The sequence below is a fragment of the Candidatus Poriferisocius sp. genome (genome assembly GCF_965219775.1).
Lineage (GTDB): Bacteria > Actinomycetota > Acidimicrobiia > Acidimicrobiales > Bin134 > Poriferisocius.
This window is the reverse complement of the sequence record NZ_OZ244793.1, coordinates 1,771,511-1,786,398: the sequence shown is the minus strand read 5'-3', so window position 1 is coordinate 1,786,398 and position 14,888 is coordinate 1,771,511. Positions and strand designations below refer to the sequence as shown.

The 14,888-nt window shown below is 66.5% G+C and carries 14 protein-coding genes; 5 read left to right on the top strand and 9 right to left on the bottom strand.

The features are described 5' to 3' along the window. The first annotated feature begins 389 nt into the window (after positions 1 to 389). Positions 390 to 560 (top strand): hypothetical protein, encoded by a 171-nt coding sequence (locus ACOQPQ_RS07985; protein ID WP_420638912.1) that lies wholly within the window; start codon positions 390 to 392, stop codon positions 558 to 560. Positions 561 to 787: 227 nt separating this feature from the next. Beyond that, on the top strand, positions 788 to 1,495 hold the full coding sequence (locus tag ACOQPQ_RS07980; protein WP_420638911.1) for a hypothetical protein: 708 nt from the start codon (positions 788 to 790) through the stop codon (positions 1,493 to 1,495). A gap of 272 nt (positions 1,496 to 1,767) precedes the next feature. Here ACOQPQ_RS07980 and ACOQPQ_RS07975 read toward each other — a convergent pair whose 3' ends face one another. Beyond that, complete coding sequence (locus ACOQPQ_RS07975; RefSeq protein ID WP_420638910.1) at positions 1,768 to 2,154, bottom strand: helix-turn-helix domain-containing protein; 387 nt, start codon at positions 2,152 to 2,154, stop codon at positions 1,768 to 1,770. 254 nt (positions 2,155 to 2,408) lie between these two features. On the opposite strand from ACOQPQ_RS07975, the gene ACOQPQ_RS07970 reads away from it, so the two are divergent. Genes ACOQPQ_RS07970 through ACOQPQ_RS07960 form a run of 3 tightly spaced genes read left to right on the top strand, consistent with a single transcriptional unit; the run spans position 2,409 to position 5,556 of the window. Then, positions 2,409 to 2,996: a superoxide dismutase gene (locus ACOQPQ_RS07970; RefSeq protein WP_420638909.1), complete on the top strand. Its 588-nt coding sequence runs from the start codon at positions 2,409 to 2,411 to the stop codon at positions 2,994 to 2,996. A gap of 54 nt (positions 2,997 to 3,050) precedes the next feature. Then, positions 3,051 to 4,286, top strand: coding sequence for a cytochrome P450 (locus ACOQPQ_RS07965; RefSeq protein WP_420638908.1), 1,236 nt, complete (start codon positions 3,051 to 3,053; stop codon positions 4,284 to 4,286). A gap of 4 nt (positions 4,287 to 4,290) precedes the next feature. Continuing rightward, positions 4,291 to 5,556, top strand: coding sequence for an amidohydrolase family protein (locus tag ACOQPQ_RS07960; protein ID WP_420638907.1), 1,266 nt, complete (start codon positions 4,291 to 4,293; stop codon positions 5,554 to 5,556). 35 nt (positions 5,557 to 5,591) lie between these two features. Here ACOQPQ_RS07960 and ACOQPQ_RS07955 read toward each other — a convergent pair whose 3' ends face one another. The 8 genes from ACOQPQ_RS07955 to ACOQPQ_RS07920 form a co-directional block, all read right to left on the bottom strand. Further along, the gene (locus ACOQPQ_RS07955) at positions 5,592 to 6,188 is read right to left on the bottom strand and encodes a transglycosylase family protein (protein ID WP_420638906.1); all 597 of its coding nucleotides are present in this window, start codon (positions 6,186 to 6,188) and stop codon (positions 5,592 to 5,594) included. 48 nt (positions 6,189 to 6,236) lie between these two features. Then, positions 6,237 to 6,944, bottom strand: a complete 708-nt coding sequence (locus tag ACOQPQ_RS07950; RefSeq protein ID WP_420638905.1) for an N-formylglutamate amidohydrolase — start codon at positions 6,942 to 6,944, stop codon at positions 6,237 to 6,239. Positions 6,945 to 7,010: 66 nt separating this feature from the next. Then, positions 7,011 to 8,585 carry a gamma-glutamyltransferase family protein gene (locus tag ACOQPQ_RS07945; RefSeq protein ID WP_420638904.1) on the bottom strand — a complete coding sequence of 525 codons (1,575 nt, stop codon included), beginning with the start codon at positions 8,583 to 8,585 and terminating at the stop codon, positions 7,011 to 7,013. Further along, the gene (locus ACOQPQ_RS07940; RefSeq protein ID WP_420638903.1) at positions 8,582 to 10,729 is read right to left on the bottom strand and encodes an ATP-grasp domain-containing protein; all 2,148 of its coding nucleotides are present in this window, start codon (positions 10,727 to 10,729) and stop codon (positions 8,582 to 8,584) included. The genes ACOQPQ_RS07945 and ACOQPQ_RS07940 overlap by 4 nt, the downstream gene beginning before the upstream one ends. Beyond that, on the bottom strand, positions 10,726 to 11,622 hold the full coding sequence (locus tag ACOQPQ_RS07935; protein WP_420640377.1) for a Fic family protein: 897 nt from the start codon (positions 11,620 to 11,622) through the stop codon (positions 10,726 to 10,728). The genes ACOQPQ_RS07940 and ACOQPQ_RS07935 overlap by 4 nt, the downstream gene beginning before the upstream one ends. A gap of 419 nt (positions 11,623 to 12,041) precedes the next feature. Continuing rightward, a complete protein-coding gene (locus tag ACOQPQ_RS07930; protein ID WP_420638902.1) occupies positions 12,042 to 13,310 on the bottom strand; it encodes a DUF222 domain-containing protein in 1,269 nt (422 codons plus the stop codon). A gap of 220 nt (positions 13,311 to 13,530) precedes the next feature. Beyond that, a complete protein-coding gene (locus ACOQPQ_RS07925) occupies positions 13,531 to 14,391 on the bottom strand; it encodes a TauD/TfdA dioxygenase family protein (protein WP_420638901.1) in 861 nt (286 codons plus the stop codon). After that, a complete protein-coding gene (locus ACOQPQ_RS07920; RefSeq protein ID WP_420638900.1) occupies positions 14,388 to 14,888 on the bottom strand; it encodes a cupin domain-containing protein in 501 nt (166 codons plus the stop codon). Before ACOQPQ_RS07920 ends, ACOQPQ_RS07925 begins: the two co-directional genes overlap by 4 nt.

Below are 14,888 nucleotides of genomic sequence, written 5' to 3'. Positions count from 1 at the left end.
ACTCGTCGTTACGGGCCTCCTCAGGGACGGCCTCGCCCATTCGCGAACTTGTAAACGCAGATTCCCAAAGCGTGATGAAGGCCATACCAATCACGCTCGCCCCCAGGAAGGCAAACGCAAGGGCCGCCACGTAGGGCCTGGCACCGTGGTCTTCGGGAATCGGCAGCGTTGCCAGTGCCGCCACAAAGTAGGGGAGTACACACACCAAGATGAGGTCCCCGGCCGACTGAATGTGCTCCCCGAGGAACCCTTCCGCCCCCTGCATAGCCCACCCCCACCCACCCCCACCTCAACGCGAATTTCGATGAGCGCAGAACGCGACTACCAGCGAGCACTCACAAGCAGGGCGTGGGCCCTTTCCCAGGCTCTCATCTCCCCGTCCCAGTACGGTGTCCGACGCGACCCCGTTCGGGGACGTGATCGCACGGGTGGACGCTGCCATCGAGGGGGCCCAGGCGGTCTGGAAGCAGCAACTGGCACCCGGTGACCTGCACCGCTTGAAGCAGGAACACCAGTTCGACCGCCGGCGTGGTGAGCCGGGCGGCGGTTTGAGCCAGTGACCACCCGCCAAGAGACCAACTATCAGGGTGTTCTAGTAGTTTCAATAATCTTTGAACACTTATATTATGTTCAGTTGTAGAACTGTCTTCGGGGGTTGCAAGCAGGGGGCCGGCGTTGGCCGATGGGGCTTGCCCGTTCTCGGACATTGGGCCAGCATGGGTCGATGACCGGTTCTTTGCCCAGAGGTAGGTGGCACCCCACCCGCTCCTGGCGCGGATACGCATCGTTGGTTGCCATCCTGGTGATGCCCCTCGCCAGGTTCCTCACTGGCAAGACTCACAGTTGGTTTTTCCGTGTCGCGGGCACGGTGCTGGCTGCCACCTTCACCGTGGCGATAACCACGCGCTACCACGGGGATGCTCGCTGGGTCGCCTACCTCAGTGCCTTCGGTGCCGTAACCCTTGTCTATTGGCTGTTCTACGCACCGGCAAAGTATGCCTACAAGGACAACTGCTGGAACGAGTCGAAAGAAGCCAAAGGAGGAGCCAGCCCTCCGCGCACAGACTATGCTTACGAGGACATTACGGACCGGATGATAATTCACAACGGTCAGCATCCCAGTAAGCACTACATACCGGTCGAAATAGAGGTATTACAAGACTTTGTTGACTTGGGAGGCAGATACCAGCGTAAGGATAAAGACTCTTACACCCACTTTCGCCAATGGCGACCTCCTGGCTTTTGGCACGGCCATGAAGAATATATGATCTTACGGCGCCGGGTGAGTGGATTAGATATTGAGACTTCACATCTCTTGGAGAGTGCTATCTCCTATGACTTGTGGGACCACAGCATGCAGCACTTGGGATACTTGAAGAGCCAGCATCCAGCAGCGTTTGTAGTGCTAATGATGGCCCTTATGTTGGACAATGATGCCCCTAAGTGGCGTGAACAAGCTAGGCAATGGAAACGAAGACAGGCTCGTAGGGCATAGGGGTTATTACGCAAGGCGTTCTGCAACTCCAATGGTGGCAGTACCCGTATGGCGTCAAAGTCCAGGTGAGAACAGTACGGGGTGCAGGCCAGAGCCAGCCACAACGCCGAGCGGTTCAAGCGCATCCTTACCGATTATGTTCTCTACGCATACAAGTGCAGATCAGAGCCCACCTACCTCACGCGTGCACGACCTCTATGGGTACTGCACCTAGTCGAACTCTGCAGCTTGCTGGCCCAGGAAGCGCCTGTGAGGGGACTCCCTTACAGGCGCTAAGTCGACGCGGCAGAAGAAGACGAGCCCGGGCAACCTTGAGGTGGGCTCCACCGGTGGGCTACCGACTCTTCGAGCCTGCGCGGATTTGTGGGGTGGGGGTGGTGTGCGGGTCCGGCTCGCAACTCCAGGCCCACCGAGTTCACGATTCGCCCCACCGTGTCGAGTGTGGGGTCAACCCGTCCCGACTCGATGTCAACCAGCAGTTCCTGCTCGCAACCGGCCGCCTCGGCCAACTCGGCGACCGTGACCCCCATCGCCAACCGGGCCGTACGGACCAGCGTCGACGCCACAGAGGCATTCCCCAACGCACGCGACGCCGAAGACGGTCGCACCCCGGCCGCCTTCTCGAACGCCCGGATCGAAAGCACCGGTCCCAAACCCATCAGAACCTCGACAGACACCATACAGGAAACACACCAGGGTCAGTCTTGTGTTGGGCCAGCCATTCCCCGGCTAGGGATGGGTGCCCGCTCGGCCCGCCGTCCTCCAACTAATGGGGGAGTCTCGCCGTCCGGCTCTTCCGCCACCCCCTCCCCGACGTCCGCCTGCCCTAGCCGGTCGGCGGCTGCGGCTGGGGGGGCGGCGGGGGCATTCGACTGTCAATCCTGATTTCCGGGCCGATACCGTGGGGCGGGTTATGTCGTTTGAGCTTCCCCCCCTTCCCTACAGCCACAGCGCGCTCGAACCCTACGTGAGCACCGACACGCTGAACTTCCACTACGGGCGCCACCACGCCGGGTACGTGGCCAACCTGAACCGCCTGACCACGGGCACCGAGTGGGAAAGCGCCGCCCTCGAAGCGGTAGTCGCCGGTGCGGAGGGGCCGATCTTCAACAACGCCGCCCAGATCTGGAACCACACCTTCTACTGGAACTCCATGAGCCCCGACGGTGGCGGCGCTCCCTCCGGGGCGTTGGGCGCGGCGGTGGCCGAGTCGTTCGGCTCCACCGACGAGTTCCGCCGCCGGTTCGCCGACGCATCCGTGGGTCTGTTCGGCTCGGGGTGGACCTGGCTGGTGGCCGACACCGACGGCCGCCTCGACATCATGCAAACCTCCAACGCCGACCTGCCCCTGCTCCACAATCGACGGGCCTTGCTGGTGATCGACGTGTGGGAGCACGCCTACTACCTCGACTACCAGAACGCCCGAGCCGCCTACGTCGAGGCTTTCCTGGACCACTTGATCAACTGGGAGTTCGCCGCCCGGAACCTGGCCGCCGACTGACCCGCCCCCGTCGGGCACCCCCGCCGCCGAGGCGGCCCGCTACCATCGCCGGGTATGGCCACCGCTGAGGCAACCCAAACGATCGACCTGCTGGACGGGTACACCTACGCCCAGGACCCCTGGCCGATGTACGCCTGGCTGCGGGAGAACGACCCGGTCTACTGGGACGACAAGAACCGGATCTGGGGGGTGTCGCGCCACGCCGACGTGCTGGCCGTGGAGAAGGACACCGACCTGTACAGCTCGGCGTCGGGCAGCCGGCCGCTGATCGACATGTCCGACTCCATGATCAACATGGACGACCCCGACCACCAGCGCCAGCGCATGCTGGTGGCCCGGGAGTTCACCCCTCGGGCGGTGCGCAAGCTGGAGGACAAGATCCGGGCCGTGGTCACCGAGCTGATCGACCGGGTGGCCCCCCGGGGCTGCTGCGACGTGGTGTACGACCTGGCCGCCCCGCTCCCGGCCTACCTGATCGGCGAGAAGCTGGGGTATCCCCCCGAGTTGTGGCCCCGGGTGATGCACTGGTCGGAGGCCACCATGCAGGGCGGCGGCGGGCCCGCCTACCACACCGTGCAGGGGGAACGGGCCATCGAGGAGTGGGGCATGATCACCTACGAGCTGGTGCAGAAGCGCAAGGCCGACCCCCAGGACGACCTCATCTCGCTGTGGGCCCACAAGGAACTCGACGGCAAACCGCTGAGCGACGAGGACATTATGCACGAGGTGCTCTTGGTGCTCGACGGCGGGGCCGAGACCACCCGCACGGTCATCGGCACCACCTGTTTGGCCCTGATGGAGAACCCCGACCAACGCCAGATCCTCATCGACGAGCCCGAGGTGATCGGCGAGACGGCGGTGGAGGAGTTCATCCGCTACGTGTCGCCCATCTTGAACATGCGCCGCACCGTGACCACCGCCCACGAGCGCCACGGCCACACGCTGAACGAGGGTGACCAGGTGCTGTTGATGTACGCCTCGGCCAACCGCGACCCCGAGGCCTTCGACAACCCCGACGAGCTGGACGTGCGGCGCGACGCCCGCCATCACTTGTCTTTCGGCTTCGGCACCCACTTCTGTTTGGGGGCGTCGCTGGCCCGCCTGGAGTTGAAGGTGATGTTCGAGGAGCTGATGCGGCGCATCCCCGACATGCGCCTGGAGCCCTACTACGAGCCCCGCTTCCGTCCGGGGGCCTTCACCCGGGGCCTGGAGGGCCTGAACGTGGAGTTCACCCCCAGCGAGGCCGAGGGCGACGGCTCCCTCGGCATGTTCCCCATCACGGTGAGCTGAGCCGATGGCCGTGGCCGACGCGGTGGCCGCCGGCGCCGATCGGGCGTCGGATTCGGATTCGGTGCCGGTGGAGATACCCCCCATCGTCTCGGTGGACGACCACGTGATCGAACCGCCCCACGTGTGGGAGTCGCGGCTGCCCGCCCGCTACCGCGACATCGGTCCCCGGGTGGTGACCGCGCCCGGCGAGATCACCTACGAGGGGGGCGTGCTGTCGTGGACCGAGGGCACCGGGCGCCCGACGGCCTGGTGGTACTACGAGGATCTGCACTACCCGATGGTCCGCACCCACTCGGCGGTGGCCTTCCCCCGCGAGGAGCTGCAGATGGTGGGCATCACCTTCGAGGAGATGCAGCCCGGCGCCTGGCAGGTGGCCCCCCGGCTGGCCGACATGGACATCGGCCATGTGGAGGCGTCGCTCTGCTTTCCGTCGTTCCCCCGGTTCTGCGGGCAGGCCTTCGCCGAGGCCGGTGACAAGGAGCTGGCCCTGTTGTGCGTGCAGGTCTACAACGATTGGATGGTGGAGGAGTGGTGCGGTCCGTCGGGCGGGCGGTTGATCCCGCTGTGCTTGATTCCCCTGTGGGACGTGGACCTGGCCGCGGCCGAGGTGCGGCGCAACGCCGAGCGGGGGGTGCGGGCGGTGTGCTTCTCGGAGATCCCGCCCAATCTGGGCCTGCCGTCGATCCACTCCGGCTACTGGGACCGGTTTTTCGCCGCCTGCGAGGAGACGGCAACCGTGGTGTGCATGCACATCGGCTCGTCCTCCAAGATGGTGTCCACCTCACCCGACGCCCCCGGCGCGGTGGGCTCGGCGCTGGTCCACTCCAACGCCACCTACTCCCTGGTGGACTTTCTGATGTCGGGGGTGTTCGTGCAATTCCCCGGCCTCAAGGTGGCCTACTCGGAGGGGCAGATGGGCTGGCTGCCCTACATCTTGGACCGGGTGGACGTGGTGTGGAAGGAGAACGCCGCCTGGGGCGGGGTGGCCGACAAGGTGCCCGAGCCGCCCTCCACTTACTTCCGGGACCACGTTTTCGTGTGCTTCTTCGACGACAAGGTGGGGCTGGCCAACATCGACGCCATCGGGCTGGAGACCATCACCACCGAGACCGACTACCCCCACTCCGACTCCACATGGCCGCACTCCAAGGAGTTGCTGGGCGCCCAGATGGCCCATCTGACCCAGCCCGAGGTGGACGCCATCTGCCGGGACAACGCCATCCGCATGCTGGGCCTGGAGCTGCCCACCGCCGCCGAACTGCGGGGTTGAGCCGCCGGTGACGGCCGCGCCCGGCGGCCTCGCCTCTACCGGAACGGCGCCCCGCAGGTGGGCCAGGGCTGCCAGCCCCGCTCCTCCCACAGGCGATAGGCCATGCGGTCCTGATCGGTGGGCTCGGCATCACGGGGATCGACGCCCACCAGGTGGGGGTAGTGGCGGCCGGCCACGCCGTTCCAGGTGCCCTGGTTGAACTGGTAGGCCCCCAGGTAGGGACCGGCGGGGTTGTAGGCCCGGTAGTTGCCGCCCGACTCGCACCGACGGAGCTGTTCCCACTGCTGCTCGGTGGTGCCTGCGGGCGGGGCCAGGTCGTCGGGGTCGTCGGGGCACCCGTCGGGAACCACCTCGGTGTCGATGTCGAACAGGCAGCGGTACTCGTTGAGCAGCGCCTCCTGGGCCACGATCAGCGTTTCCTGCTCGGCGATGAGCGCGGCCTGATTGGCTATCACCGCGTCGCGCTCATCGGTGTCCTGGCCCCCGGCGGGAGCGACCCCCACTCCCACCGCCGCCACCGACACCGCGGCCACCACGGTGGCGAGCACCGCCACCCGATACCTGCGCCGAGTTCCCTTCATCGGTCCCGTCATGTGTCCGGTCATCTGTCCCGACATCTTTCCCGTCTCCATTCGCTTTGCCTCACCCCGTGAGTACACCACTGGGCGCCACCGTCGGCCTCACTCGCCCTCCGGCTTCCCGATGAAGCGGCAGAGTTCAACCAGTGATGCCAACACCGCCTGTCGCTTCTGCTGATTGGTCATGTAGGGGGCCCGGGACAACTCGATTTGCAACCAGGGCATGTCCTCGGCGCAGGTGCGGGTGATGTAGCCACCCCGGAAAGGGGTGTTGACGGTCACCTCGCCGCCCAGTCGGGGGGCCAACGCCTCTTGCAGGGCGACCAACCACTCGGTCGGACAGGTGCGGTCGTCGTTGCTGAGACAGGCGTGGGGCCGGGTCGATCCCGCATCCGACGCGGTCGGGGGACCGGTGGCCGCCATGGTGTGACCGTCCACCCCCAGCAGGAACCGACCGCTTTGCCCGAGTTGGCGAAGGCGGCGATGGTACGGCCGCCAGTAGGCGTCGATCAGCGCCCTCACCACGTCCGGAGGCGGAAACGCGGCGTAGACCGGCTCCTGCCAGCAGGTGTGGGTCTTGATGATGCCGTCGGGTCGGAAGTCGTCGGGTGCCCGGTTCAAGTCGACGATGGCCCGGGCGACCTCGGTGGTCACGTGGACCTCCACCTCGTCGGCCAGGGCATAGATCTCGGCGGCCCCCTCGTCGCCGTCGGCCTCGATCTGGGCCGGAGTCAACACGCAGTACGGCTCGGCCTCGGGCGGCACGCTGGTGCCTGCGTGGGGAACCGACAACACAAGGGGCAACGCCACGCTAACCCCCACCCCCGAGTGGAAGGGGCCTGCCTTGGGGGCGTGGGCTGGGCGGCGCAGGGGACATCAGCCCGGTCCGGCGGCGGTGCCGTCTCGGCGGGGGTCGGCCACGCCGATGAACTGGTCGCCTTCACGCTTCACGAGTTGCACGCACCCCAAGTAGAACGCGTACGCCTCCCGGCGCCTCACCGTGAAGCCCCGCTGCTCCAGAGCGGCGGGAATCTCATCGCTCATTCGAGGAGCCTCCAGGGAGACCTCCCCGTCCAGCGAGCAGTGCAGGCGGGGGGCGTCCACCGCGGCCGGCGGTGACTGCTCCTCCAGCCGGATCATCACCTGGAGCACGGCCGGGGCGATCCTCTCGCTGCCGGGAGAGCCGATGGCCAGGCAGCACTGCCCGTCGGAGAACGCCAAGGTGGGGGCCACGCTGGCCCAGGGGACGGCGTTGGGCCGCAGGTAGTAGGGGTGGGTGGCGTCCTCGTACTCGTAGGCACTGAGATAGTTGTTGTACAGAAAGCCCAGCTCGGGTGAGGCCGCGCACGCCCCGTAGACGTTCTCGATGGACTGGGTCAGGGCCACGGCGTTTCCTGCGGCGTCCATGACCGACAGGTGCGTGGTCTCCCCCTTGCCGATCGCCATGTGGTGGATCCTTGACGCCAGCCTCCGGGCGTACTTCCGGCTGAGCATGACCTTCTCGTCGACTTGCGGATAGACCTCCGGGTGGAAGGGCCGGTCCTGGCGGTCCTGGAAGGCCTGCCGAATCGTCTCGGCGAAGAGCACGGCCCCGTCGGGAGAGTCGAGGTCGCGCGGTTCGGAAGGGAGCGACTGGTACACGTTCATCATCTGAATGAGGGTGCGGCCGGCTCCCGGCGGGGGCATGGTGTGGACCTGGAGGTCGTGGAAGCGCCCGTCGAGCGGCTCGCGCTCAATGGGTACGGGGATCTGGGCGAGATCGTCGGCCTGGATGAGGCCCCCGTTGGCGTCCATGTCGGCGGCGATGAGCCGGGCGATCTCCCCGTGGTAGAAGTCGTCCATGCCCACCGTGGCCAGGCGGCCCAGGGTGGAGGCCAACACCGGTTGACGGAAGACGGCCCCCTTCCGGTAGGGGTGCCGCCCGTGACGCAGGAAGAGCGAGGCGGCGCCGGGCGAGCGGCGCAGGTGCTTGCGTTCTCGGGTGGTCAGTCGCTCCTGCAGTTCGCTGACCTCGTACCCCTCCTCGGCCAGGCGTATGGCCGGCTGCAGGACGTCGCCGAGTCCCAGGGCTCCGTAGCGGCTCAGGGCGTAGTCGTAGGTCGCGGGCGAGCTGGGAACGGTGGTGGCCCGGTGGCCTCGCCGGCGTTCACGTGCCAAGTCGCCGAACGATTCGACCGTGGCCCGGTGGGGCGCCCGGGAGGATCCGTCCAAGGCGATGGTTCGGCCCTCGTCGGCCAGGTGGATCATCATCATCGTCTGGCCACCCAGCCCCGAGGCGGCGGGCTCGCACACCCCGAGTGCCAACGCGGCGGCGACGGCGGCATCGACGGCGTTTCCCCCCGCTTCCAGGATGGTGGCTCCGGCGGCAGTGGCACCGGGGTGGGCGGTGGAAACCATGCCCCGGTTGGAAGTGGCCACCCGCTGGGGCTGGTGGCCGGGGAAGGACGTCACGCGGGCAGTTCCTGGGCCAAGAACTCCGTCAGCACCAGGGTCCGCTCGATGAGGCTGATGCGCTCGATGTGCTCGTCGGGGGTGCTGCGGCCGTGGGCGGCTGGCCCGATGCCGCAAAGACTCGGCGTGGTCGCGGCCACCAGGCCCCCGAGGGAGGCGACGCTGGAGGTGGTGCGCTGGAAGCTGATGCCGTGCTGGTCGGCCACGTCGTTCCAACGCTCCAGCAGGGCCGCGTTCTGGTCGGTTTCCGGCATGGGCGGTCGGTCCCAGTCCACCGTGAGATCCCATCGGCAGCCCCTGCGACCCAGGATGGCGCGGATTTCCCGCTCCAATTCCGTCGCCCGTTCGCGGTCCTGATAGGTGATCAGGAGTCCCGCCCGCACCTGGTGGGGAAGATATTGGGCGTAGCCGTGGGTGGCGAGGTCGAGGATGGACACCGACACCGCTTTGCTCCGGGAGGTGAGCTGCACGATCTGCTCCAGTTTGGCGATGGTCCAGCGGGTGGTGGCCTGCCGTTGGGTGGTCTGCACCGGCAATATGGGATTGCCGGTGACCTGGAGGGTCAGCTTGCGGTTTCCCCGGCGCCGCAGCACGATGCCGTCGGATTCGGGGGACGGGGCCAACACAAAGACCCGCTGGGCTCGGGCGGCCGCCTGGCTGATCTCGGCGCTCTTGCGGCAGCCCAACACCTCGTCGGTACACAGCATCACCCCGAGGGGGAGGCGTCGCAGCCGCCGGATGCTGCGCAGGCTGCGGAGGGCGTATTCCAACATCACCAGGCCGGCCCGTTGCCCGACGGCTTCCCCGTAGAGCTTCTCGGGGTCGCGGCGGAACGGCTGCGTGGGCGAGAGCTGCGATCGGGGGGTGTCCAGACCGGCCAGAAAGAGCGTGCCCCCGTCGAGTCCGGCCTGGGTCTCCCAGGCGCCGACCTGCGGGGCGTCGGTCAGCTCCGGTATGGGCTTCATGGCCAATTCGTCGAACAGATTGCCCGCCCTGGTCATGGCTCGTTGCAGGCCGACGGGATCGTCAAAGGCACTGGGCAGCTCCACCCATTCCTTGACCCGGCGCTCGATGCGGTCGCGCCGTTGCGTCACGTACGCCACCGCGTGCTTGCGGGGGTCGGCCTTGGCGCCGTCGACCACCGGGGGAGTGGGGGTACCGAAATAGCGGGCGCGGGCCACGTCCAGCAGGCGGTTCACGAACCCCTCGAAGTCCAGGCCCACGTAGGCGGCGCCCACGAGGTACGACCCGTGCTCCCCCAGGCTGGGCAGGCTGTTCACTTCCAACACGTAGAGGTTGCCCTCGTCGTCGAGGCGCAGATCCACCCGGGCGCAGTCGTACAACCCCAGGGCGCGAAACGACCGCACGGCGATGTCCTGAGCTTCGGCGGTGAGTTCGTCGGAGATCGGTGCCGGACAGACGGGCTCGATGCTGCGCCCGCTGCGGCCCGTCTTGTCCTCGTAGGTGTAGATTTGGGGACCGTCGACGCCGAACGACAGCTCGACCGGGGGGAAGGGCTCCGGGGGGCAGTTGCCGAGGATGCCGACGTTGATTTCGCGGCCCTCGATGAAGCGCTCCACGAGCACCGGCTGGTGGTAGGCCTCGAATATCACCCCGGCGCCTTCTCGGAGTTCGTCGTCGTTGTTGACCACGCGGAGGCCGAAGGAGACCGCTTCGTTCTTGGGTTTGACGATGGCCGGGTAGGCCACATCGCCGGGGATGGGGGCTTCGGGGGTTTCCAGCACGGTGAACTCCGGGGTCGGGATGTTCTGCTGGCGCAGGATCATCTTGGTGACCACCTTGTCCAGGGCCAAGGAATGGCCGAGCGGCCCGGAGGCGACGTAGGGGATGCCCACCATCTCCAGGATGCTGGGCACGTGGGTGTAGCGGGCTTGGCCCTGCAGCCCATAGGACACGTTGAACACCATGCCGGGCTGTTCGCCCTTGATCACCCGGGGCATGAACTCTTCCAGTCGGTTGATGAGTTCCTTGTCGGCCTCGAACGCCTGCACCTGGTTCCCGCCGCTGGTCAACGCCTTGGTCAGGCGTCCGATGGTGCGCATGCCGATCTTCTCCTGGTTGGGCGCACCGAAGAGGTTGATGACGTTCTTGCTGTCCCGGTTGTAGACGACCGCTACCTTCACGGGTCCACCCTATCCCTTGGGCCCCAACGTCCTTTGGGCGCTGTCACTCGGGGCCGCCCGTGATCGAGCAGGTCAGGGGCAATGAACCAGCGGCGGTTTCGGCCGGGGGACCGTGCGGCAACGTTGATGGGTGCCAGGATGCCTCGGTCGACCAGTGCCGTCAGGGCGCCGTGGGCGGTGCGCTCGCTGACGCCGAGGAGCTCGGCCACGTCGGCGGCGCTGATCAGCGGGTGGGCAGGCAGACGAGGGAGCAAGGCTCGAGCGGAGTGGTCCGCGCGCAGGCCGGCTGTCGCCTCTGCCCAACGGGACAACAGTGCTTCGGTCTCCTCGATAGTCTCCATCGTGGTGGACGCGGCCTTTTCGGCGGTTTCGGCGAACCACCTGACCCACTGGTCGAGCGATCCGAGTTCGAAGAAACGGAGCCCGGCCAGATATCCGCCGGGATCGCGAGCAATGGCCATGCTCATGGGAGCGGTCGAGCGGTTGGCCACGCCCAGGCGACGAAGGGTTCGGCTGATCAACGCCCGACCCAGGCGCCCGTTGCCGTCGCCGTAGGGATGGATGGCCTCGAACTGGGCATGAATGATGGCCGCATGGGAGACCGGATCGAGTTCTTGGGGCTCCCGGTCGGCGAAGGTGATCAGGTCGTCCATCAGGTCGGAGATTGCCGAGGGGGGTGGGGGGACGTAGGCCGCGTTCCGGGAAGTCTGACCGCCCACCCATCCCAGTGAGGGTCGGAAGACCCCTACCAGGTCGGGTGGCAGCGTCCCGTGTTGCATCAACTGCCGATGCCATGCGTTCAGCAATTCCACCGTCAACGGTTCATGGGCGGTGTTCAGGGCCCAGTCGATGACGGCCAAGTTGTCGGCCACCCAGCCTGCAGTGCCGCCCATTCCGGTGCGGCCTGCGATCAACACCGCCTCCATGGGTTCACGCAACCCCTCGATTCTGGAGGAGGCCACTCCCTCGCTCCGCAGCAGGAGCCGAGCGAGCGGTTCCCAGCGCTCGGGCAGCCGGGCGTCGGCCAGGCTCAGAGCAGCATGCGCCCTTTCGCCGGCTCGTGCCGTGGAGGCCGATACGTCCAATGGGCGATCTCGAAGGCGGGCCGGAACCCACGCCTCAACGGGATGCCCGTTCCACTCGACAACGACCGTGTGCCCGGCCACACCCGGTGTGTCTTGGCTCATTTCCGAAGGATAATCCCCTAATCTTCAGAATCAAACCTCATTTCAGAAGGATAAGCTCATAAAGTTCAGAAATAGGGCCAATTTCGGAAGGAAACCGGGATTGCGCTCTTGTTGCCCCGCAATGGCTACGGCGCTTGGGCTGAGGCCGCTCGTAGTGGCTGATTGCCGTGGTGGTGGGTGGCTGGGGGTGTGGGTCCGCGTCGGTGCTTCTTGGGGTGGCCGTGGTGGTGGTCGTGGCGGTGGGTTTTGCGGTGGCAGGTGGGGCAGAGGAGGACGAGGTTGTCGATGTTGGTGGGGCCGCCGTGTTCCCAGGGTTGGATGTGGTGGATGTCGCAGGCTTGGGCGGCCAGCCCGCAGTCGACGCAGGCCTGGTCCCTCGCGTACAGGGCGAGGCGTTGGGCTTGGTTGGGGGCTCGTTGGGTGCGGCCGAGGTAGAGGGGTTGGCCGTCGGTGCCGAAGATGGCCGGAATGATGTCGGCGTCACAGGCCAATCGGCGGAGTTCTTCGACCTCGATGGGGGTCCCGTCGATGAGTTCGGCGTCTTGGAGCACCCCGTAGATGGGATCCCATTCGGCGGTGACCACCAAAGTCGTCTTCTGCGGGGTAGGCCCGCAATCGGCTCCGCCTGCAGACTCCCCCTCGGTAGCGGGGCGGCTTGCTGCGGGTTGTTGGGTGATGAGGGCGACGAGGGCATCGGCGTTGCGTTGCTCGAACGACCGTTCCTGGCCGACTTGGCTGTCGTGGTGGAGCAGCCGGGTGCTCATGGCCCCCAGGGCGGTCTTGACGCGTTGGCCTGCGATGGCGTCCAACTCGGCGTGGACGATGACCATGTCGTTGTCCCCCTCGAACACCTTGGCGGTGCGCCGGGCGTGTTGGCGTTCGGTGCGGGTCATCCCACCGGCGGCCAACCGTTGGTTCTCCATGGTTGCCAACGACCGGCGGAACTGGTCGAACGACTGGGTGAGGGCCAGCTTGACCAACTCGTACCCGTCCCCATCACGCAGGGGGGCGCGTTCGTGGGAGGCGGCGATCAACTCGGCGTGGTCCATGGTGATGAACCCGTCGCGGGCGGCATCCAACACATCCGGCAGTGCCCGCAACCCCTTGGCCGTCTTCGCCTGACGCTTGGCCTTGCGGGAAGGCAAACCGAACTGCTGGCACACCGCCTCCACGGTGTCGTCGCCGGCGAGTTCACCCAACCGGACCAACAACCCGGCCAGGTGCGCCTCGACCTGACGGCGCACCATGTCGGCTTCCAACACCCTCTTGATCACCCCAGGGGCGTCCAACTCCGAATAATCCTGCAACTCGAACTCAGCAACCATCGCCGCCACCGCATCCCGAACCCCGCCCGGCGGGCCAGAACTTGTGCTGGTGGAAGAATCAAACTCCATGCATGCAAGTATACCGGGCCGGGTGACATAACCGGACAAGAAATCCTACAATAGAGCGATTATTTCAGGATTATTTCAGCAAATGTAGAGCATCGAGAAAGCTGTAACGATACGTGGTCCAAAATGTACTCAGAAGTGCATCGAGGTTGATTTCAGAGAAGCGTTCCATCCTGATCGCTCCTTCCAATTGATTCATGGGAGCAGCCGCTCGGGGAGGTGGTCAGGGCGGGGTTTGGCGGGGGTCGGTGTGGCCGAGGATGTTGACGTGGCGGAGCTCGCGTACTTGGTCGGAGGGGAAGGCCTCGCGCTGGTGCATCGTCTGGGTGTTGAGCCAGAGTGCGGCGTCGCCCACGGTCCAGTGGTGCTCGTAGACGTATCGGTCCTGGGTGCAGTGAGCGAACAGGTCGGCCAACAGGGCGTCCCCTTCGTCGGGTTCGCAGCCCGTGACCTCGGCGGCGAAGTCGGGGCCGGTGTTGGGCCACACGCTGCGGCGACCGTTGCGGGGGTTGGTCTGCACCAGGGAGATGCAGGTGCGGTCGGCCAGCAGAGCCTGGCCGTCGGTGGCCTTGAAGTAGCTGCCGAAGTCGAGTCCGTCCCGAAGCCGGTAGACCACACCCAGGTCGTCGATTTGGCCCTTGGTGGCGTCGTCGAGATCACGGTAGGCGGCCACCAGGTTCACCCACTTGGTGGTGCCACCCGATGACGGCAACCGCACCGCGTCCAGATACAGGAACTCGATGAGCGGTGGGGTGAAGCTGAGATCGGAGTGGTAGGTCACCACGTCGCTCCCGCCGGTGCCGACCACGCCGTCGACGTCCACGTTGGACACCCGGTTGATGCCGGGGAAGCCGGGCAGGCGGGATTTGTCGGCCAAGGTGGGTCGCAGCGGTCCGAACCGCTCGCAGAAGTTGGTGATCTGGGCCGGGGTGGGTGGTTCCGGGTTGCGAAAGAGCAGGAGCAGGTGCTCGTCCACCGCGCCCTGGAGTTGGGTGGTGATCTCGGGGTCGGCGGGGGCGGCGAAGTCGAAACCGGACACCTCGGCGCCCAGCGGGGCATCCAGTGGCGTGATGACCAGGCTCATCGGGGGCTGCCGATCAGCTTGGTGCGCTCCACTTGGGGGTAGCCCTCCACCCAGGTGGACGGGTCGTCCCATCGACCCAGCGGCGGCGGGTACTCGTCGGGGTCGAGCTTGTCGTAGGGGCCGAGGCTGAAGAAGAGGTACTCGCAGCCGTCGGGCCCGGCCCGCTCCGGCCCGTAGGCGAACCCGCCCCGCACCCACCGCAGGTCGCCCGTCCGGTAGGGCTCCTCGCCCTCCACGATGAACTCACCCTTGGTCACCAGATAGACGGTGTCGGACAAGTGCCAGTGAGCCGCGGCGTTGCGGCCCGCCCACGACTTCACGTGCATCACCCGATTGCCCGAGGCCGGGTCCACCAGCCACCGCACCAGCGGCCCCGGCGCCCGGCCCGGCTCGTTGGGATCGGAGTAGTCCTCCCACGGGACATCCTCGATGCGGATCGGCCGCCGCTCCCCGATCGCCTCGCTGCCCTCCGTATCCCCCATGGAATTGCCGCTCAC